General features: G+C 45.3%; 22 protein-coding genes. 17 read left to right on the top strand and 5 right to left on the bottom strand.

Annotation, left to right across the window (positions count from 1 at the left end; translation table 11 throughout):
- Window positions 1-85: 85 nt before the first annotated feature.
- From ACED46_RS03910 to ACED46_RS03885, 6 genes are read left to right on the top strand one after another with little or no spacing between them, the layout of a single operon-like run.
- The gene (locus ACED46_RS03910) at window positions 86-421 is read left to right on the top strand and encodes a hypothetical protein (protein WP_017062543.1); all 336 of its coding nucleotides are present in this window, start codon (window positions 86-88) and stop codon (window positions 419-421) included.
- Window positions 418-996, top strand: coding sequence for a DUF6162 family protein (locus ACED46_RS03905; RefSeq protein ID WP_029235381.1), 579 nt, complete (start codon window positions 418-420; stop codon window positions 994-996). Before ACED46_RS03910 ends, ACED46_RS03905 begins: the two co-directional genes overlap by 4 nt.
- A 16-nt stretch (window positions 997-1012) precedes the next feature.
- Window positions 1013-1948, top strand: coding sequence for a metal ABC transporter solute-binding protein, Zn/Mn family (locus ACED46_RS03900; protein WP_104216034.1), 936 nt, complete (start codon window positions 1013-1015; stop codon window positions 1946-1948).
- Window positions 1948-2682 (top strand): metal ABC transporter ATP-binding protein, encoded by a 735-nt coding sequence (locus tag ACED46_RS03895; RefSeq protein WP_371720929.1) that lies wholly within the window; start codon window positions 1948-1950, stop codon window positions 2680-2682. The genes ACED46_RS03900 and ACED46_RS03895 overlap by 1 nt, the downstream gene beginning before the upstream one ends.
- Entirely contained in the window at window positions 2682-3557 is an 876-nt protein-coding gene (locus ACED46_RS03890) for a metal ABC transporter permease (protein WP_371720928.1), read from the top strand. Before ACED46_RS03895 ends, ACED46_RS03890 begins: the two co-directional genes overlap by 1 nt.
- 2 nt (window positions 3558-3559) lie before the next feature.
- The gene (locus tag ACED46_RS03885; RefSeq protein ID WP_371720927.1) at window positions 3560-4483 is read left to right on the top strand and encodes an ABC transporter substrate-binding protein; all 924 of its coding nucleotides are present in this window, start codon (window positions 3560-3562) and stop codon (window positions 4481-4483) included.
- Between the two features lie 139 nt (window positions 4484-4622).
- Here ACED46_RS03885 and ACED46_RS03880 read toward each other — a convergent pair whose 3' ends face one another.
- Window positions 4623-4832, bottom strand: coding sequence for a DUF2986 domain-containing protein (locus tag ACED46_RS03880; RefSeq protein ID WP_017060973.1), 210 nt, complete (start codon window positions 4830-4832; stop codon window positions 4623-4625).
- Window positions 4833-4929: 97 nt separating this feature from the next.
- On the opposite strand from ACED46_RS03880, the gene ACED46_RS03875 reads away from it, so the two are divergent.
- Both ACED46_RS03875 and ACED46_RS03870 read left to right on the top strand, forming a co-directional pair.
- Window positions 4930-5445 (top strand): GNAT family N-acetyltransferase, encoded by a 516-nt coding sequence (locus ACED46_RS03875; RefSeq protein ID WP_017067858.1) that lies wholly within the window; start codon window positions 4930-4932, stop codon window positions 5443-5445.
- 3 nt (window positions 5446-5448) lie between these two features.
- Window positions 5449-5844 (top strand): nitrous oxide-stimulated promoter family protein, encoded by a 396-nt coding sequence (locus tag ACED46_RS03870; protein ID WP_017064560.1) that lies wholly within the window; start codon window positions 5449-5451, stop codon window positions 5842-5844.
- Window positions 5845-5947: 103 nt separating this feature from the next.
- Here the strand turns inward: ACED46_RS03870 and ACED46_RS03865 are convergent, their stop codons facing one another.
- A complete protein-coding gene (locus ACED46_RS03865; RefSeq protein ID WP_017070971.1) occupies window positions 5948-7345 on the bottom strand; it encodes an MATE family efflux transporter in 1398 nt (465 codons plus the stop codon).
- Window positions 7346-7395: 50 nt separating this feature from the next.
- On the opposite strand from ACED46_RS03865, the gene ACED46_RS03860 reads away from it, so the two are divergent.
- On the top strand, window positions 7396-8289 hold the full coding sequence (locus ACED46_RS03860) for an AraC family transcriptional regulator (RefSeq protein WP_017060977.1): 894 nt from the start codon (window positions 7396-7398) through the stop codon (window positions 8287-8289).
- Between the two features lie 134 nt (window positions 8290-8423).
- Here the strand turns inward: ACED46_RS03860 and ACED46_RS03855 are convergent, their stop codons facing one another.
- Window positions 8424-9575, bottom strand: coding sequence for an MFS transporter (locus ACED46_RS03855; RefSeq protein ID WP_029235229.1), 1152 nt, complete (start codon window positions 9573-9575; stop codon window positions 8424-8426).
- Here ACED46_RS03855 and ACED46_RS03850 point away from each other — a divergent pair.
- Window positions 9547-9786 carry a hypothetical protein gene (locus ACED46_RS03850; protein ID WP_017060129.1) on the top strand — a complete coding sequence of 80 codons (240 nt, stop codon included), beginning with the start codon at window positions 9547-9549 and terminating at the stop codon, window positions 9784-9786. The genes ACED46_RS03855 and ACED46_RS03850 overlap by 29 nt on opposite strands.
- Window positions 9787-9843: 57 nt before the next feature.
- Here the strand turns inward: ACED46_RS03850 and ACED46_RS03845 are convergent, their stop codons facing one another.
- Entirely contained in the window at window positions 9844-10869 is a 1026-nt protein-coding gene (locus ACED46_RS03845) for an AraC family transcriptional regulator (RefSeq protein WP_017069105.1), read from the bottom strand.
- Between the two features lie 369 nt (window positions 10870-11238).
- On the opposite strand from ACED46_RS03845, the gene ACED46_RS03840 reads away from it, so the two are divergent.
- Window positions 11239-12843, top strand: coding sequence for a long-chain fatty acid--CoA ligase (locus tag ACED46_RS03840; RefSeq protein ID WP_017060127.1), 1605 nt, complete (start codon window positions 11239-11241; stop codon window positions 12841-12843).
- Entirely contained in the window at window positions 12836-14515 is a 1680-nt protein-coding gene (locus tag ACED46_RS03835) for a GMC family oxidoreductase (protein WP_371720926.1), read from the top strand. The genes ACED46_RS03840 and ACED46_RS03835 overlap by 8 nt, the downstream gene beginning before the upstream one ends.
- A 102-nt stretch (window positions 14516-14617) precedes the next feature.
- On the opposite strand, the gene trxC is transcribed toward ACED46_RS03835, so the two are convergent.
- On the bottom strand, window positions 14618-15052 hold the full coding sequence (gene trxC, locus ACED46_RS03830; RefSeq protein ID WP_371720925.1) for a thioredoxin TrxC: 435 nt from the start codon (window positions 15050-15052) through the stop codon (window positions 14618-14620).
- A gap of 122 nt (window positions 15053-15174) precedes the next feature.
- On the opposite strand from trxC, the gene ACED46_RS03825 reads away from it, so the two are divergent.
- The 5 genes from ACED46_RS03825 (at window position 15175) to ACED46_RS03805 (ending at window position 19191) form a co-directional block, all read left to right on the top strand.
- Complete coding sequence (locus ACED46_RS03825; protein ID WP_102333615.1) at window positions 15175-16272, top strand: ketoacyl-ACP synthase III; 1098 nt, start codon at window positions 15175-15177, stop codon at window positions 16270-16272.
- A gap of 22 nt (window positions 16273-16294) precedes the next feature.
- The gene (locus ACED46_RS03820; protein WP_371720940.1) at window positions 16295-16759 is read left to right on the top strand and encodes a GNAT family N-acetyltransferase; all 465 of its coding nucleotides are present in this window, start codon (window positions 16295-16297) and stop codon (window positions 16757-16759) included.
- 97 nt (window positions 16760-16856) lie between these two features.
- The gene (locus tag ACED46_RS03815; RefSeq protein WP_371720924.1) at window positions 16857-18089 is read left to right on the top strand and encodes a glycosyltransferase; all 1233 of its coding nucleotides are present in this window, start codon (window positions 16857-16859) and stop codon (window positions 18087-18089) included.
- Between the two features lie 209 nt (window positions 18090-18298).
- Entirely contained in the window at window positions 18299-18760 is a 462-nt protein-coding gene (locus ACED46_RS03810) for a YeeE/YedE family protein (RefSeq protein ID WP_010429747.1), read from the top strand.
- A complete protein-coding gene (locus ACED46_RS03805) occupies window positions 18760-19191 on the top strand; it encodes a YeeE/YedE family protein (RefSeq protein WP_016787649.1) in 432 nt (143 codons plus the stop codon). The genes ACED46_RS03810 and ACED46_RS03805 overlap by 1 nt, the downstream gene beginning before the upstream one ends.
- The last annotated feature ends 107 nt before the right edge of the window (window positions 19192-19298 follow it).

Genomic DNA, 19298 nt, shown 5'->3' with positions numbered 1-19298 from the left:
GAATCAAAAAAACTTAAGGGCTCATTTGAGCCCTTTATCGCTCAGTTTACTTCTGAGAATTTGCACTGTGGCTAGGGTACGAACCATGACAATAAAAACAAAACTTAACGCTTTAATGACTCCTTGCTTAGCATTGGGACTTGGTTTCGCTGCATTACCTGCGCAAGCACACTTTCCACTGATGAGCTGCTGGTTTGAAGGTAAGACTGTTGCTTGTGAAGCGGGTTATTCGGATGGCAGCAAAGCGATTGATTACGCAGTTGAGATGTACGATTACGAAGACAACTTGATTGCAAAAGAGATGACAGATAAACGTTCTATCGTTGAATTCCCACATCCTGACACTGAGTTCTACCTTGTGTTCGATTCAGGTCATGAGTTTCCAGTTGAAGTTGATGTTGTAGAGATCAGTGAAAAATGATGATTCAAAGCGTACGTGCTGATACGGGCGGCAGAGAGGGCAAATGGGTAGGACTGATCATTGTGTTCATCCTTTGCTTTGCAACTGTCGCAATCCCATTTCATCAGGCTGAATCCCACGTTAAAGCAGTGCTTGATCATCAAATTCTAGTGACTGATGTTGAACAAGAAAACTTGGCGATGCTATCAGAGCTGCGTTTAGCGCATGAAGAAATCCGTGACCTGCGCATGGACTCAGATGGTGAATGGCCGAGTGTTGCATCACTTAAAGATGAATGGGTTGCCCCGTTTGTAGAAGATCAGAGTTGGAAGCGCAAAGGTTCTCATGCTTGGGTACTGGACGAGCGTGGTTATTACTTTTCTACTCCAAGTGAACAAGCTACGCCTACCGATCATGGTTTTGCGGATTCCTTTATTTTAAATGCGAACAGCGTTTCTCCTGAAATCTGGATCTTCTTGGGCGGTGTAGCGAAACAGCCCGCTACTTTTGACCAACACACGCTAGAGTCTACGGGTTGGAAAATGGTCGTGAACGAATCAGAAATTGAACAGCATCATGAAAGCGATGCTCACTAATAATAAGAGAATTACTATGCGAATTATGACTCTGTTCATGTCGTTATTAGCGGTGTTCATGGCACCCAATGCATTGGCAAAAGAATATAAGATCGACAGCAACAAGCTGACGATTGGTATCACGCTTCAACCTTACTACAGCTACGTAAAAGCAGTAGTAGGCGACAAAGTGAACATCCTTCCTTTGGTTGATGCCGGCTTTAATCCGCATAACTACTTGCCACAACCGAACGACTTGAAGAGATTGAGCCAGATGGACGCCATCGTGGTAAACGGTATTGGTCACGATGACTTCGCGCTTAAAGTGATTTCAGCCGCGCAACGTGATGACCTAGTCGTGATCGAAGCAAACAAAGAAGTGCCTCTACTTCCTGCTCTTGGTCAGTCTGTTGGTCAAGGTGCCGTTAACCCACATACCTTTGTTGGGCTTTCGACAACAATTCAAAAGGTTTACACCATCGCGAGTGAGGTCTCTAAGCTCGACCCTGACAACGCGGCTTTTTATCGTAAAAATGCACGTAAATACGCAAAGCAATTTCGCTTTATGAAGCGCGATGCGATGTTGTCATTAGGTGAGCTAGATACATCAGGTATGAAGGTAGCGACTACGCACAATGCGTATGGCTACATCCTTCAAGAGTTTGGGGTGGATGTTGCGGCGGTGATTGAGCCTGCACACGGTGTTGAACCAAGTGCGAGCCAGTTGCAAGAAACGATCGAAAAGATCCGCGCATCGGGCATTGACGTGTTGTTCTACGAGCTAAACATGCCAAACCGTTTTGTTGACACGATTGAAGCGGAAACGGGTGTTCAGCTTTACCGTTTCTCTCACATGACGCATGGCGAATATGAAGACGACAAAGTCGAAGTTGAGATGCAGAAGAATCTCGAGACATTAATCGAAGCAATGAAATTTGCGGCGGCGAACCAAGCTAAAAGCGGGAACGCATAATGTTAGGTCCATCAATCTCAATTAATAAACTCGGTCTGCAATACGATAACAACGTAATTCTTGATGATATCTCGCTCGAACTTAAAGCGGGTCAGTGCCATGTGATCATGGGGCCAAACGGCGGAGGCAAAACCTCTTTGCTGCGCTCTGTTCTTGGTTTGACGCCTTTCTCTGGGCAAATCAATATTCATTGGCCAGAAAAGCCAAGTATTGGTTATGTTCCTCAAAAAGCGACCTTCGAATCGAGCTTGCCTTTGACGGTCATGGATTTCGTGTTGCTTAACCAAACTCGAATTCCGCTATTTTGGCGTCGTAAGTCTAAGCAATTGGATCTTGCACTCGCGCAATTGGATCGAGTGGGTATGGCGACACGTAGCGATCGCCGTATGGGACAGTTGTCGGGTGGTGAGCAGCAACGTGTGTTGTTTGCTCAAGCGCTATTGGATAACCCAAGTCTATTGGTGTTGGATGAACCAACGACCGGTATGGACGAGCAGGGCGTTCGTTATCTTGAATCGCTGATTCGTGAATGTGTTGACGAGGGTCGCACGATCCTTGCGGTTCACCACGATGTAACCGCAGTACGTCGCCTTGAAGCCAATGTACATGTTGTGAATCGATTCTTGGTTGATAGTGGTCCACACGAACAGGTACTACATCCAAGTAAGATTGAAAGCTTATTCCAGCATTACAGCAGTGGTGCTGCGATGAACAAACCGAAGGAGGTTGCGTAATGGATTGGCTACGACAACTTGCCGTAAGTGGTGTTGAAGCGGGTTGGTTATCTGACAGCTTCATGTATGCGTTCATGGTCAATGCACTGGTTGCTGCATTGTTACTGGGCCCGTTACTAGGTGGCCTGGGTACTTTGGTGATTGCTAAGCGTTTGGCTTTCTTCTCTGAAGCGGTAGGCCACGCGGCATTAACCGGTATCGCTATAGGTGTGTTGCTTGGCGAGCCACCAGAAAACCCAATTATTGGTCTGTTTAGCTTCTGTATGATCTTCGCGCTGCTTCTTCATTTTGTAAGAAACAGAACCAATGTGCCATACGATACTTTAGTTGGCGTTTTCCTTGCTTTAGCACTGGCAGTGGGTGCGGCATTGCTGATGTACGTGGCGCGTAAGATCAACATCCACATGCTTGAGAACGTACTATTTGGTCCGATTTTGACGGTAACAGACCAAGACTTAGCGATTCTCGCAGGCAGCTGCGCGATCATTATTTTGCTCTTGATACCGACGTTCAACCGTATTCTTCTAACCTGTATCAGCCCTGATATTGCCAAGGTTCGTGGTTATAACACCAGTTTCTACGACTACTTGTTTGTCATGATGATCACCTTAGTGACGATTGCAGCGGTGAAGATCGTAGGTGCTGTTCTGGTTGGTGCATTATTGCTGATCCCAGGTGCGACAGCTCGCTTGCTAACTAAACGCATGGGCAACTTTGTATTGCTGTCGGCATTACTGGCAACAGTCGCGTGTTTAGTTGGAACCGTCTTACCTATGGAATTGAAACTACCAGTACCTTCGGGCGCTTCGATCATCATCGTTTCAGCGACATTTTTCCTAGCGGCAACGCTATACCGGATTATAAGAAAGGCATAATCATGACCTCTTTAATTAATCGTATCTCAAGAACAGTGAAGGCTATTACTAAAGTTGGTGCCGTTAGCAGCCTATGGTTGGCCGGCTCAATGGTGTCTATCAGTGCTAATGCCGAGGATATCCTTACCAGTACGCCTGTGACTTATGCTTTGGCGACAGAGCTAACCAAAGGCACAGACATTACCACCGAATATCTGCCACCAAAGCGCTACGGCATTGATCGTCTGCCAAACTGGTTTGGTACTAAAGGCGCAAGCAAAGTCCTTCAATCCGGCGAAAAGGCGACCGTAGCATTAACGCTGTCATCTATTTGGCAAGCTGATCCTACATTTGTATACGCAAGACAGGGCAATATCCGTTTGGTTGAAGTGGATGCGGCTCAAGCGATTACACCGCGCGCGCAAGGTGTAGCTGCGCTGACGTTATCAAATGGTGAAGTGTCTAAATACGCGTGGTTAAACCCAACCAATCTAACGCGTATGGCGGCAATTGTGGCTGATGACTTTAAGTTGTTGTGGCCGGCGCAAGCTGAGAACATTGATAGCAACCTACAACGCGTGATGCTTGATGTTCGTGAACTGATTAACAAGCAACAAGCGGTGTTATTGGATAACGACGTAGATTCAGTATTGTTGCTTTCAGAAAGTTTGGAAGATTTCGCCTCTGGCAGCCAACTGTTTGTTGAAGAACGCATGTTCAAAGCTGAACTGGAATGGACAGTTCAAGACAAAGCCAAACTCAAAGCGATGTTTTCAGAAGACGATGCACTATGGTTAGTCACAGCGAAAAAGCCAAGCAACTTGATTAAATCATTGGTACCGAATGAGCGTATCTTAGTGGTTGATTCAGTTGACCGCTGGGGACGAGCGGGGATTAATGCTCAAGCACCGTTTGCACGCTGGGAAGTTCAGCCTTTCAAAGGCTAAGTGGCTAAAATAAGTTAGCTAATAAACCACGTAATGAAAAAAGTACGATCAAAAAAGCAGCCCAATTATAGGCTGCTTTTTTTGTTCTTGTCTGTTGGCTCTGAAAAGAGTGTCAGACAAGAGGACTGCGAGTATAAACTTACTCTGCAGCTTTTGTCTCTTCAGCTTCAACCGTTGCTTCTACTGAACCTTCAGCTTGCTCTTGAGCTGCTTTCGCTTGTTCTTCAGCTTCCATTTTTGCACGGTCAGCTTTAGAGATGTAGCGAGGCTTGTTGCTACTATGCAGTTTAGAATTCGCCTGTTTCTGCTTCTTTTTTAGAATTTGATTGATTTTTTTCTTACGGTTCATTGCTGCATAGCCTTGTATTTAGTTTAGGCGGTGGAGGATAATCATTTTAGCTCTAGAACTCAATATTTACATGGTATTCAGCAAGGAAAATATCACTATGCAGTCAGTCGAGACCGAACGTTTAAGATTAAGAATGATCACACCTCAAGATGCGGCGTTTATTCAACGACTATACAGCTCAGAAGATTTCCTGCGTTACATTGGTGATAAGGAAATCAACGACACTGAAAAGGCTGTCGAGTACATTGAAAACAACATTCTTAAGATGCATGAAGAGAAGGGTGTCTGTTTGTTGATGGTTGAAATCAAAGAAACTTCAACGCCAATTGGTATCTGCGGATTAATAAAAAGAGACACCTTAGCGTCGCATGATATTGGCTACGGGTTTGCTCCTGAGTTTTATGGTCAAGGCTTTGCCCAAGAAGCCGCGGAGGCGATAATTGAACAAGCTAAGCAGAATGCTGATATCGATCATTTAGTTGCCATCACTACCTCTGATAACATTCGAAGTATCACACTACTGACTAAGTTAGGCTTTGTGTTCGAGCGAGTTGAAGATGTGATAAGCGAAAGCGTTAATCTCAACCTGTACGGTTTCTCATTAGGTAATTAAAACATGTTCCAACATAACAATATTCTACAAGGTGAGCTCGCAACGGAGTACAAAACCGTTATTGCGATGGTGCACATCTATTGCAAAGATCACCACGGTGAAGTTCGTCAGAATAACGCGTTATGTGAGGAGTGTGAGCAACTGTTGCGTTACGCCGAAACACGACTGGATAGATGCCCTTATGGTGAAGCCAAACCGACCTGTAATAAGTGTCCGATTCATTGCTATAAGCCCGATCCGAAAGAGCAGATGCGTTTAGTCATGCGCTATGCTGGGCCAAGAATGTTACTCAAGCATCCGATTTTAGCGATCAGACATTTGATACATGAAAAGCGAAAAGTGTCTGAGAAGCCACTGTCGAATGTGTCGAACCGCCATATCCGAATGAATAAGAAGTAACTGGCGTTTAAAAGTGGTTGCTGAAGAAACGAAAAAGGTCTGATTGCGCAGACCTTTTTGATGTAGATACACTTCCATCTCAGCTTGAATCTAGCCAAGTAGCCTATGCCGCTTGAGGCTCTTCGTAGGTCACCGTTAGGTTGTTGATCCAGCGTCGGCTTAGGTAACGATGAGAACAAATTGCCAGTTTCACCACTTCTTCCACCAACATCAAACCATAGATGTATTTGAAATCCCATCCAGCGACAAACGCGCCGTAAACACATACTGGAATGCCGACCATCCACATTGCGATGAAGTCCATACGAAGGCAGAACGTATTATCACCACCAGCGCGAATGATACCGTTGATGATCACCATGTTCAGCATACGAATCACCACAGCAAAACACATAATGGTCATTGCAGGTGAAGCGAGCGGGTAGAGCGCATCTGTAGAAAGGTTCAGCCATGTTAGAACATGCTCTTTGCCCATAAACAGTAGCAATCCAACAACCGCGCCAAATCCAACGACGGCTTTAATGAATGTCAGCCCCATACTCATAGCGTCATCAAACTCATCACGACCGAGTGAGTGACCAAGCAACACGGAACACGCTACAGAAATACCAAAGAATATCGAGTAACACAGCGACTCAAAAGGCGCGAGCATAGAGAACACAGCAAGTTCCGTTGTGCCCATGTGACCGAAGATCATTTGGTATGCCATAGTACCCATTGCCCATAACACGGCATTCATCGTTAGTGGCAAAGCAATACGACGGTAAGACAACCATAATGACGGACGATGTGGTGAGCTAGGCGTGGTTAACAACCAGTGTTTACGCATGCGCATATAGCCATACATCAAACCCACTTGAATCAAGCGCGCTAAAGTGGTTGCCAATGCCGCACCTGCAACGCCCATCGCTGGAATACCGAAGGCACCTTTAATGAGTACGAAGTTAAGTGCGATGTTGAGGGCAATCGTGACCGCACCAAGCAATAGTGGTGTTACGGTGTCACCTGATGAGCGCATGCTTGCTTCTACCACGACCACAATGTGAGTCAGCAGAAGGACAGGGAATCCATACCACAGGTAAGTCGCGCCAAGTTCAATCACGGTTTGATCGCTGGTCTGCAACATCATTAAAAACTGAGAACCAAGAGTGATGATTGCAGTAACAGGCAGCAGAACTTTTAAGCCAAACACCATTGCGATAGATGATACCGTTCGCGCGCTTTTTCGGTCGTTCTTTCCCCAGTATTGAGCGACTAATGTTCCGTTTGCTGAGGCCAACCCTGCCATAATCATAATAGCAACGAAGTGCCATTTTGATGCAATTCCCACAGCCGCAGCTGCTTCCATACCATAATCACTGACCATTAATACGTCAGCAAGGGCAAGAATAGCGACAAGCGCACTTTGTAAAGCAACAGGTAAACCCAGTTTAACGATACGAGGTAAGATGCTCTCTGGCTTGTTATTCATAGATGAGTTAGGGTTGATGTTAGTTGTCATAAGCTCTCCGATTTATGGCAGAACTATAGTGATTTGAGCGAAGTAACAACATGTTTAAAAAACAACAAAACCTGTGCGAATCCGTCATTGATTCAATGAGACCAAAATCAACTTGGCATGATGATGTTTTTCTCGCTGAACAGTGCAAAGAACGTTTTTTGACCGTTGAAGATATTCCAGAGATGAAAAGCTTTGGTGTCTATATGGGCGGCATGGCGAAGTTATATGATGGCTACTGGGTTGAGCGCGAATCCGTTAATGTTCATACGTTGATTTTCACTATGGAAGGTGGCGGCATTCTAACAACCGCAACATCGGTCCAAGCGATTACACCTTATACACTCGTGGTGCTTCCTGCTGAAACCCCATTTCGTTTTGAACTCGATCCTCAATATAATTATTGGAAAATGGCGTGGATGCTGACGCCTGACACCAAGCAATGGCAGCACATAGCAAGTTTAGGACAGGGGATTGTGCCTTTTGGAGAGTGTGAGCAGATCTGGTCATTAATGAACTTGGTTTACTTTGAGATAGGCGGTAGAGCCAGTTACCGTAAGTTACTCTTGAGTGAAATTATCCGAACATTGACGGGGTTTGAGCCTAAGTCGACCAGCACCACTGCACGTGTTCAAGCGCTCTATAACGAAATTGAAAGTAGTCTGCATCAGCCATGGACAGTGGCAGGGATGGCTGAAAGAGTGTTTATCAGTGAAGAGCAGCTCAATCGAGTCACCAAGACGCTATTTAACCTGTCGCCACGCAGTAAATTGATTCAATTACGCATGGATAAAGCCACCAGCCTGTTGAAATATCAAGATTGGTCAGTTTCTATGATTGCTAATCGCTTGGGCTACAAAGATCCTTATAACTTTTCGCATCGCTTCAAAAAGCATTTCGGTTTATCACCCAGTCAATATCGAAAGAGCCATCGACTTCTTGGTTAGCCTTGCACGATGAAATGAGAAGTGTGGGAGAAGAAGGTTACATATAGGCATGAGTTGAAAAGGGCCCTTCGCTTAGACATAAAGTCTGAACTCGGAGCCCTAATGACACGCATCTAGTGTCTGTCTATTTAAGCTTACTCGCCTGCAATCTGTAGGTGAGAGCGCTTTAGGCTAGCAATCAACATGTAGATCGTTGTAGCAAGTAGAGACGCGAACAGGTAAGTGAACAATCCTGCTTGTGAATCCATAAAGCTGTCTGCAACGATTGGTCCCGCAACAGAACCGATGCTGTAGCAAAGTAGCATGATTTGAGTCACTGACACCAAGTAGCTTGGGTCAAGGTTACGGCAACCTAAGTTAATCGCGATTGGGTATAGCGCAAATGTGGCCATGCCTAATACGAACAAGCTCATGCCTAGTACGTAGAAATCGTGATTGATAGTCAGCACACCAATGCTTGCAACCCCTAGCAGGCAGAACAGAGCCATTAATAACACTTGTCCTACGTGGTGAGATAACCAAGTCACCATCGGCTGTACAGCCATACCACCCATGATAACCAAAGCCATCAAACCACCAATGTCTTCGTGTGCAATGTTACGTTGAGCAAGTTCAACTGGCATCAAGCCGTAAATCGCACCTAGCGTTAATCCGGAAACAATGCAGCCAATTAGCGCGCTGTGGCTTAATTTGCTGATCTGCTTTAAAGACAAAGATTGCGCATCGTGGATCTGTGGTGGAGTTGCTTGTCCGTACATCAGCACAATGATCGCACCAAACAGAAGGGTGAACATTGCGATGAAAGGTACGCCACCAGTAATACCTAGGTAACCGATACCAAGCTGACCAACTGCAGAACCGCCGTACAGTGAACACATGTAGATAGCGAGACGTTTTGCGCGTTGTGACTCGTCGCCGCTCATTAGCCAAGACTCTACAATCACGAAGATACCTGCAACCGCCACACCAGCCACAAAGCGAGCTAGTAGCCATACTGCTTGGTGTGGGATCAATGGCAATACAAGGATCGTTGCGATGAACACACTCAATGCGATGACGAACGCATCTTTGTGGCCAACACGCGCAATGGCACGTTCAATCAATAATGTACCAGCCAGTAGACCTGCATAGAATGCACTCGCCAACCAACTCGATAGATCTTTGTCTAAGCCATACTCAGACAGCATTAATGGTAATGAACTCATTAAGTAGCCTGAAGCGATCGCGTAAAAAGACAATGCAATAACAGGAACAGTTATGCGAGTTGTTGGTTGGATGTTGTCCAATGCAGGAGCCTCTGATAGTAAAAGAAACGATGAATTTTCCGCGACTATGGGGGAGAAACTGAATTGGGTAAAACAAATAAAAATGGTCGTTAAGATAAAAGAAATTTATCGACCAACTAAACTAAAATACGGTTGCGATATTTGGTGGTTTGGCGAGATTTTATGCGGGCAAAAAGTCGTTAAGCCGTTGTTCATTGGTGGTTTAATTTAGAAAAAGATTGCAGCGTGATTGTCTTTTTATGATTTGGATTGAGTGGGATTTTAAGTGTTAGACCGTTTCTTTACGGTATTGACGTGGCGAGTTACCACTCCACTTACGAAAGGCATGACGAAAGTTAGCGCTATCAGAAAAGCCAACTCGTTCAGATATCTCTTCAATACTCATTCGAGTTGAAGAAAGGTAGTGCCGGGAAAGGTGAAAGCGAACATGGTCCAGTATCTTCTGATAGCTTGTATCCGCTGCTTTCAGGTGACGACGCAGAGTTCGAGAAGACATGCCCAGTTCTGAAGAAATGGATTCTATAGAAGGGTAACATCCTGGCCTTTCAATCAGCATCTGAGAGACTTTCTCTTTGAGGCTACTGGGTGCACTGACTTTTGCCAACATGTCATCACACGATTTTAAGCACATCTGTAAAGTGATGGGGTTGGCGGTAGGAAGAGATGAATACAATGTGGTTGCGTCGAACTCCCATTCAAGCCGGTCACTATTGAATTCAACCGGGCAGCGGAAAATCTCTGTGTATAGATCGCCGTATTCAGGTTTTGGATAGGGGAAGCGGATCACTTGAGAAGGAAAGGGCTGCTGTAAGACCTCTTCGCACAAACTGTGTATCGCTGCGAACCAGTATTCACAACAAAAGGGCAGTAAAGAATCGAGTTCGATAAGTTGCTCTGCGCGAAAGTAACCAATGTTGTCTTCTACAGACATGGTTTTCCTGAGGACAGGGCCAGCAAGTTGCAGATACTTAAACCCGATTAAAAAGGCATCGAGTAGTGTTTCGCTGCTAAACACCGCATAACCGAGCACGCCGAAATCGCTGAACCTCGCTTGTTGGCCAACTTTAAGCCCCAATCCGTCTTCGTTGGAATTCGCTAACGCATTACTGAACACAGCAAGCTTTTGCGCCAAAGTGATGTGTGTATCGGGTGTGTTGAGTTGGAGAGCATCGATGTTACTGCCTTCGAGCAACTCTTCGATACTGAGAACAGGCGACAGGTAACGATGCAGCAACTGAAGATCCAGAATGCCGAATGCTTGCATGTCGGGTTCGTAAACTGCGGTGTATTCCATAAGCTGCCTCTTGTTGAATATCGATATCTTAACCGAACTTTTAACATTTACGCCTGTTGCTTGTTCTCACTTTCGCAAGCTTGTTCCAAATTTTGGTTTATGTGTGCAAGGTTTTATTGGGCTAGCGCAGGCTGTGTCCGAATATCACCGGTTTTTGTCTTTTTGAAACCTGTTCGAAATGTTATCGAAATGTTGTAATTTATTGGGCTGCACATTGGAGCGTCTCAAACATTTTGCTCAATAACGACTCTTATCTACATGACACACCAATGTGCAGGCTCGTGATGACAAGAAAGAGACTTATTACAACGATTAGAACGTCTACGGTGACCGTCACAAACAGGTCTAAGCCGCACAAGGAGATCATGGATGCACAATCTTGCTGTTAATTTGGAGCGTAGCGCTTCGCTTTTTCCAACTAAAGCCGCTCTGCGTATGGGATCGGATGAAATCAGTTTTTCTCAGTTAGAACAACTTTCTGGAAACGTGGCTGCTAACTTAAAAAGACTTGGGTTGCAGAACGGAGATAAGGTAGCGTTGTCATGCCCGAACGTGACTTACTTTCCGATAGCCTATTACGGGATTCTAAAAGCGGGTTGTGTAGTCGTGCCTTTGAACGTGCTATTCAAGGCCAGAGAGATCGCTTATCACCTTAATGACTCTAACGCGAAGGCCTATTTATGTTTTGACGGCAGTGAAGAGCTTCCCATTGGTCGCTATGGTTTACAAGGTTTTGAGCAGGCAAACCACTGTGAACACTTTGTCGAGATGCCTATCCCAACAAACACAGACACTACTTTAGAAAGTAATGAGGAGCATGAATCAATCGCTGATTGGTTGGCACAACCTTTTACTCCTTTTGAGTCTGTGGCTTGTCATGGCGATGATACCGCTGTGATCCTTTATACCTCTGGCACGACGGGTCAACCAAAAGGGGCTGAGCTTTCCCACACCAACATGCAAACCAATGCGATGTCGTCACAGTATCTAATGAGATTGGAGTACAGCGACACCACAATGGCTACACTGCCTTTATTCCATAGCTTCGGTCAGACGGTGATGATGAACGCGAGTGTGCTAACAGGGTCCACCATGGTGTTGATTCCTCGTTTTGAACCGTCATTGGTTATTGAACAGATCATTAGCCATAAAGTCAGCGTGTTTGCGGGTGTTCCTACTATGTATATCGCGCTATTAAAGGCGGGAGAAGAGTCTTCTGATAGTTTAGAAAACACAAGCAAACGCTCTGAACAGGTTAAACACAGCTTGAGGTTAGGTGTTTCTGGCGGTGCTTCTATGCCGCTTGAGGTTATACGACAGTTTGAATCTCGTTTTGAATTACCAGTCTTAGAAGGTTATGGGCTCTCGGAAACGGCGCCGGTTGCGACCTTTAATCATATTGATGGCGATCGTTTATCGGGTAGTGTCGGTCAGCCTTTATGTGGCCACCTCATCAAGATTACTGATATACAAGGCAACTCTGTCGCTATGGGTGAACTCGGCGAAGTCTGCATTAAAAGCCCAAGTGTGATGAAAGGCTATTATCAAAGGCCAGAGGCGACAGCTGAATCTATTCGTGATGGTTGGTTCTTAACGGGAGATATCGGTCGCGTCGATGAGCATGGCAATTTGTTCATTGTTGACCGTGTTAAAGACATGATTATTCGTGGTGGGTACAACGTTTATCCACGTGAAGTCGAAGAAGTGTTGATGTGTCACCCCGATGTCGAAATGGTCGCGGTGGTAGGCGAGCATCATGAACATTTAGGCGAGGAGATCCACGCGCATGTGGTTCTTCACGAACATACGCAATGTGATAGTGCCGCCTTGATAGCATGGTGTCGTGAGCAACTCGCCGACTACAAATACCCGCGTAAGGTATTCATTCGTAAAGCCTTACCCATGACAGCAACCGGAAAAATCTTGAAGCGTGAGTTACACCCACTAGAAATAGCGGAGATGGCAAATGGATAGTTATGATTTTATTATTGTTGGCGGTGGTTCAGCTGGGTGTGTGATGGCTTCTCGGCTGTCGGAAGATCCTGATGTGACGGTTTGCTTGTTAGAAGCGGGTGGTAAAGACACCAGCCCATTCATTCACACACCCGTTGGCGTGGTGGCGATGATGCCAACCAAACTCAATAATTGGGCATTCGAAACGGTTGAACAGCCGGGTTTGAACGGTCGTAAAGGCTATCAGCCTAGAGGTAAGACACTTGGCGGTTCTAGCTCTATCAATGCCATGATGTACGCTCGTGGACATCGCTATGACTACGATAGATGGGAAAGCTTGGGCAATGCTGGCTGGAACTATGAATCCTGTTTGCCTTACTTTAAGAAAGCAGAAAACAACGAAGTCCACCAAGATGAGTTCCATGGCCAAGGTGGTCCTCTTAATGTGGCCAATCTTAGATCGCCAAGCCCTATGTTGGAACGTTATTTAACGGCGTGTGAATCTATAGGTGTACCTCGCAATGAGGATATTAACGGCGCTGCTCAGTTTGGGGCGATGCCGACGCAGGTAACACAGCTGAATGGTGAACGATGCAGTGCTGCCAAGGCTTACTTAACGCCAAACCTTTCACGATCGAATCTCACGGTCGTGACTAAAGCCACCACACATAAGGTTTTGTTTGAATGCAAGAAGGCGATTGGTGTTGAATATGGTTCTAGCGGAAAGCGTTATCAGATACGATGCAACAAAGAAGTGATTCTTTCCGCTGGCGCGTTTGGTTCTCCCCAATTGCTGTTACTGTCTGGTGTCGGTGCTCAAACTGAACTAGAGACACATGGAATCGAACAGGTTCATGAATTACCTGGAGTGGGCAAGAACCTTCAAGATCATATCGACTTAGTACATTCGTATAAATGCAGTGAAAAGCGTGAAACTTTTGGTATCTCGCTGCAAATGGCCTCTGAAATGACCAAAGCCTTACCACTATGGCACAAAGAACGCCGCGGTAAAATGAGCAGTAATTTTGCAGAGGGAATAGGCTTTCTCTGTTCCGAAGATCATATCGCTGTACCGGATTTAGAGTTTGTATTTGTGGTCGCTGTTGTAGATGACCATGCTAGAAAAATTCATACCAGTCATGGCTTTACCTCTCATGTCACCTTATTGCGACCGAAGAGCTACGGCACCGTAACGCTCAATAGTAATGATCCCTATGATCCGCCTAAGATCGATCCTGCGTTTTTCAGTCATCCTGAAGACATGGAGATCATGATTAAGGGCTGGAAGAAGCAGTATCAAATGTTAGAGAGTTCCGCGTTTGATGATATCCGAGGCAATGCTTTCTACCCTGTGGACGCCAGTGATGACAAGGCTATCGAGCAAGATATTCGCAATCGTGCAGACACTCAGAATCACCCGATCGGGACCTGTAAAATGGGACCTAGTAGCGATTCTTTAGCTGTGGTAGATAAAGATCTCAAAGTTTATGGATTGGATAATTTGAGAGTCATTGATGCTTCTGTGATGCCGACACTGATTGGGGCAAACACCAATGCACCAACCATTATGATTGCTGAGAAAGTCGCAGATCAAATCAAACAGCAATACGGGTTTGGCAAGCAAGAATCTAATATTCAAGCGAAAGGCGAAGCTGTAGTTTTATTCAAGAAGTTAAGTGATAACCATAAATAAAACAGTAGGTTAGATAGTCTTGATTTGGTAAGACTCTCTAACCTATTTTTGTGTGCTTACTTAGAATTAAGTAATGCTAAATCAATAGCTTAACCAATAGTATTACTTAGTTAGTGCTTGATTAAGCCACTGATCAAATTGACCTTTTGGCAGTGCACCGTTAATCGTATCAACACGTTGACCGTTCTTGAACACCATCACCGTTGGGATGCTTCTGATTTGATACATAGCCGCCAGTTGCTGTTGAGCTTCGGTATCAATTTTAACAAATCGAATATCGCCAGCGCGCTCTTTAGCGACATCGCTGAACACAGGTGCGAAACCTACACATGGGTTGCACCATGTCGCCCAAAAATCGACAACGACAGGCTGTGAACTGTTCAAAATTGATTGGAAATTCAGTGACGTACCTTCGATTGGTGCACCGTCTAGAAGTGCGTTTTTGCACTTACCACAAGTAGGGCTTTCTGAAATTCTTTCTGAAGGAACTCGGTTTACGCCACCGCAAGAAGGGCAACGTGTGTTGAATGTAGACATAACTTTCTCTTTTTATTGCGTCTCCGTGCCTAACGCGATTTACGAATCATGTACGGAACGCTTATACTGTTTAAAACAAGAATAAGATACTCAAATAAAAACAAACAATAAACAGGTAAATGATGACAAAATTTTACGCTGAAATTACGGGCTGGGGAAAGTGTCTGCCACCAGCCGTGCTATCCAATGATGATTTAAGCACTTTCATTGATACGTCTGACGAGTGGATTCGTACTCGAACTGGTATCGAAAATCGTCGTATCAGTCATGTAAATACCTCTGAGCTAGCGACCGTTGCTGCTCAACATGCAATGGCGTGTGCTGGTTTAACAGCCGAAGATATCGATCTTGTGATCGTAGCGACGTGCAGTCCAGACTCTCTTATTCCAAATACCGCGTCTAAAGTTCAACAGAACTTAGGCATCAAGAGCGCAGCAGCTTTTGACCTTAATGCAGCGTGTACAGGCTTTATCTACGGTGTTGAAACAGCAACTCGATTGATTCAAGCGGGCAACTACCGCAATGCGATCGTTGTGGGTGCAGAGCGTCTTTCATTCTTCATCGATTGGACCAAGCGTGATACTGCGGTTCTATTCGGTGATGGCGCTGGCGCTGTGGTTTTATCGCGTACTGAAGAACAAGTGGGTTTACAAGAAGCTCAAATCGGTTGTGACGCAGAGGGCCGTGACATTCTAGCAGTACCAAAATTCGGTACGTCTATGGACCGCTTTGCTGCTGATAACGGTTACTGGGATTTTGATTTCGTTGGTAAAGAGATCTTCAAGCGTGCAGTGAAAGGAATGGGCGCTGCAGCACATACAGTATTGAGTCGCACTGGCATCTCAACTGAAAACATCGATGTTGTGATTCCGCACCAAGCGAACATCCGAATTATTCAAACTCTGTGTGATATGGCGGGCATTGAACGTGAGAAAGCGTTTGTGAACATTCAAAACTACGGCAACACATCGGCTGCGACTGTGCCGATTGCATTGTGTGAATCGTTAGAGCAAGGCTTTGTTAAACCTAACTCAAACATTCTTGTGGCGGCATTCGGTGCCGGTTTAACTTGGGGGGCAGGCCATATTAAGTGGGGTAGCCGTGTTGAGCCGTTAGGTCAATCGGACGCTAAGCTTCCAGAAGCAGATAGCTCGGCATTAGAACTTCTAGAGAGAGCCATTTTACACTGTAAAACGCGTCCTAATTCTGAGAATGAGTAGCAGCATGGCCCAAGTTCGTTTTATGACAGAAGCCGACCTCGATGGAGCGGCTTTAGTTCACCAAGCTACTTTTGTTCGACAGCAAAACTCAAAAAATTGGTTACAATGTAACTTAAATGCTGCGCCACGCTTTCTTAACTTTGTTGCTGAAAGCGATGGCGAGATTGTCGGCTACATTATTTGGGTTCAAAAGAGTGGGTTTAGGCCTGAAGCTGTTTTGGAGCTAGAACAACTTGCTGTGTTACCGAGTGCTCAGGAGCAAGGATTGGGCAAAAAGTTGATTCTAGACTCTTTGCCTCAAGTGAAGCAGAAGCTATCAGAGCAGGGCTCGACACTAAAACATGTATTAGTGACCACCAGAGCAGATAACTTTGCACAAAAGCTCTATCAGTCGACATTGGGCGCTCAAGTCGAAACCACGATTTCAAACTTTTACTCAGCCGATGAAGTGCTTATGATAGCTCGCAATGTAGGTGAACGAATCTGATCGCTGAGTTCTTAGAACCATTATTATCAGCGGCATAACTCGATTAACGTTTTATTAGGGGCTTCTGTGGCCCTTTTGTTATTTCTTAGGAAGTATTTTGAAGAAAGTTTTAGCAATTGGCTACGTTTGGCCAGAACCGAATTCATCGGCGGCTGGCAGCCATATGATGTCTCTTTTACGTCTATTTAAGAGACAAGGTTGGTCAGTTGAATTTGCAACACCCGCTCAAGAAACCGAGCACATGATTGATCTCTCTGAAGAGGGCATCACAAGCCAATCTATACAGTTAAATTGCGATAGCTTTGACGATTACATTGAAGAGCTGCAGCCCGATGTTGTGATGTTTGACCGTTTTATGATGGAAGAACAGTTTGGTTGGCGTGTCGAGAAAGTATGCCCGAATGCCTTTAAGTTACTGGATACGGAAGACTTACAGTTTCTGCGTAATGCTCGACACGAAGCGGTTAAGAAAGAAACAGATCTGACCAAAGCACATTTGTACAGTGACTTGGCTAAACGTGAAATTGCCGCGATTTTGCGCTGTGATCTTTCGTTGATCATTTCAAGTTACGAGATGGAACTGCTTCAATCTGAGTTCAATATCGATCCCAAACTGCTTCATCATCTGCCGTTCATGGTTGATCTTAATACGCTTCCTGAAAGCACGAAAAGCTTTGAAGAACGTAAGCATTTCATGACGATAGGCAACTTTAGACACGCACCGAACTGGGATGCCGTACTTCAGCTACAGAAGATTTGGCCGAAGATTCGTAAACAGTTACCTGACACTGAACTTCATATTTATGGATCGTATCCGCCGCCAAAAGCAACCGCTTTGCATAACCCTAAAACTGGCTTCCATATCAAAGGTTGGGCGAAAGACGCTCAAGAAGTGATGGAGCAGGCTCGTGTGTGTGTTGCACCTTTACGATTTGGCGCAGGCATTAAAGGCAAGTTACTTGATGCGATGAAGCTACAGACTCCGAATGTAACCAGCGAGATCGGCAGTGAAGGCATGCTACCGCAAGGTGAACTGCAATGGCCGGGCGCAGTGTCAGATGATATTGATGAGTTTGTTGAACAAGCTGTCGCTCTTTATAAAGATGAAAAGAAATGGCTTAAAGCTCAAAGCCAATGTCATTCAATTCTTGAAGCGCACTATGAACAGAATCAACTGGGCGACAAATTGATCGAGCGACTGACTGCGTTAGAGTCGGATCTTGAATCTCATCGACTGGATAACTTCTTTGGTTCGATGCTCAAACACCACAGCATGGCGAGCACGAAGTATATGTCCCAGTGGATAGCTGAAAAGAACAAGACTAAGTAGCTTACATAATACAACCAATACAACCGAATTAAATCATAAGCCCTTAGGTTAACGCCTAGGGGCTTTTTTCATGCAGGGCGCTTGTTAATTCCAGACTTACAAAACGACACATACTCGCAGTACATTAGCATTGACTAATCTATATTTATTAGTAAACTCTAATTTATAGGTTGTTATGAGTTTATGATGTTTGTGGATAGGAGAGGTTTGTGCTTAGTTTGATTCCTTGGGATGCTTTTTTCGGCGGCATGTTGTTAGGCGTGTCGGCCATTGTTTTAATGTTGGGGATTGGTCGAGTTGCTGGCATTAGTGGCATTGTCAGCCGATTATTGCCAACTGGCACCAGCAACAAAGAACGTAAAGATGCGGATACAGCAAACACCGAAAAACACTGGCGTATCGCCTTTGTTGTGGGAATGGTCGCAAGTGGTTGGCTATTAATTCCGACGGGCTACCAACTTCCGCAGTTAGAAGAGATGAATCTCGCTTTAGTGATTATTGCTGGCCTTCTGGTGGGCTTTGGTACTAAAACAGCGAACGGTTGTACTAGCGGGCATGGCATTGTCGGAATGGCGCGTTTATCTAAACGTTCTATTGTTGCGACCTGTGTATTTATGGGTGTGGCAATCGTAACCGTGTTTATCAAGAATCTGACTGGCTTGGGGGCATAATGAAAAACGCTTCATTTACTATCGTTATCGGTTTGGTCGCAGGTATTCTTTTTGGCTCTGGCATGATCATCTCAGGGATGGTTGATCCTGAGAAGGTACTCGGCTTCTTAGACATTACCGGTAACTGGGACATTAGTTTGGCATTCGTCATGGGTGGCGCGCTATTGGTCTTTGCACCGTTTTATCATCTGGTCATTAAAAAGCGCGCTAAAGCCATCAATGGCGAGCCGTTAGATAGCCGTAACAATCCGTTGATAGACAGAAAGCTGATTCTTGGATCTACAGCGTTTGGCTTAGGCTGGGGGATTGCAGGCTTTTGCCCAGGCCCTGCGGTAACCAGCCTAAGTGGCGGCAACCCGACGGTGTGGGTGTTTATGATAAGCATGCTGGTGGGAATGTGGCTGGCGGATCGTATGAACAAAACGTGTTAGTAGCAAGCTTATAGCTGATTACATTGGCTTTGACGTTATCCGTTCTGAGCTGACCAAGCATAGAGGTTGACTCGCTTTCAGCACGAAAGTCAGTCAGCCTCTTTCTA

This window comes from Vibrio sp. 1S139 (assembly GCF_041439475.1).
Lineage (GTDB): Bacteria > Pseudomonadota > Gammaproteobacteria > Enterobacterales > Vibrionaceae > Vibrio > Vibrio crassostreae_C.
Note: the sequence above shows the minus strand (reverse complement) of the source record. Positions and strands in the feature narration are given on the sequence as shown.

Excerpts from the sequence above, each read along its gene's own strand:
- ACED46_RS03825 (WP_102333615.1), top strand. The coding sequence starts at position 15,175 with ATGACAAAATTTTACGCTGAAATTACGGGCTGGGGAAAGTGTCTGCCA.
- ACED46_RS03865 (WP_017070971.1), bottom strand. The coding sequence starts at position 7,345 with ATGACAACTAACATCAACCCTAACTCATCTATGAATAACAAGCCAGAG.
- ACED46_RS03835 (WP_371720926.1), top strand. The coding sequence starts at position 12,836 with ATGGATAGTTATGATTTTATTATTGTTGGCGGTGGTTCAGCTGGGTGT.
- ACED46_RS03885 (WP_371720927.1), top strand. The coding sequence starts at position 3,560 with ATGACCTCTTTAATTAATCGTATCTCAAGAACAGTGAAGGCTATTACT.
- ACED46_RS03895 (WP_371720929.1), top strand. The coding sequence starts at position 1,948 with ATGTTAGGTCCATCAATCTCAATTAATAAACTCGGTCTGCAATACGAT.
- ACED46_RS03870 (WP_017064560.1), top strand. The coding sequence starts at position 5,449 with ATGTTCCAACATAACAATATTCTACAAGGTGAGCTCGCAACGGAGTAC.
- ACED46_RS03890 (WP_371720928.1), top strand. The coding sequence starts at position 2,682 with ATGGATTGGCTACGACAACTTGCCGTAAGTGGTGTTGAAGCGGGTTGG.
- trxC (WP_371720925.1), bottom strand. The coding sequence starts at position 15,052 with ATGTCTACATTCAACACACGTTGCCCTTCTTGCGGTGGCGTAAACCGA.
- ACED46_RS03875 (WP_017067858.1), top strand. The coding sequence starts at position 4,930 with ATGCAGTCAGTCGAGACCGAACGTTTAAGATTAAGAATGATCACACCT.
- ACED46_RS03840 (WP_017060127.1), top strand. The coding sequence starts at position 11,239 with ATGCACAATCTTGCTGTTAATTTGGAGCGTAGCGCTTCGCTTTTTCCA.
- ACED46_RS03860 (WP_017060977.1), top strand. The coding sequence starts at position 7,396 with ATGTTTAAAAAACAACAAAACCTGTGCGAATCCGTCATTGATTCAATG.
- ACED46_RS03910 (WP_017062543.1), top strand. The coding sequence starts at position 86 with ATGACAATAAAAACAAAACTTAACGCTTTAATGACTCCTTGCTTAGCA.
- ACED46_RS03820 (WP_371720940.1), top strand. The coding sequence starts at position 16,295 with ATGACAGAAGCCGACCTCGATGGAGCGGCTTTAGTTCACCAAGCTACT.
- ACED46_RS03880 (WP_017060973.1), bottom strand. The coding sequence starts at position 4,832 with ATGAACCGTAAGAAAAAAATCAATCAAATTCTAAAAAAGAAGCAGAAA.
- ACED46_RS03905 (WP_029235381.1), top strand. The coding sequence starts at position 418 with ATGATGATTCAAAGCGTACGTGCTGATACGGGCGGCAGAGAGGGCAAA.
- ACED46_RS03900 (WP_104216034.1), top strand. The coding sequence starts at position 1,013 with ATGCGAATTATGACTCTGTTCATGTCGTTATTAGCGGTGTTCATGGCA.
- ACED46_RS03845 (WP_017069105.1), bottom strand. The coding sequence starts at position 10,869 with ATGGAATACACCGCAGTTTACGAACCCGACATGCAAGCATTCGGCATT.
- ACED46_RS03850 (WP_017060129.1), top strand. The coding sequence starts at position 9,547 with ATGCGAGTTGTTGGTTGGATGTTGTCCAATGCAGGAGCCTCTGATAGT.
- ACED46_RS03805 (WP_016787649.1), top strand. The coding sequence starts at position 18,760 with ATGAAAAACGCTTCATTTACTATCGTTATCGGTTTGGTCGCAGGTATT.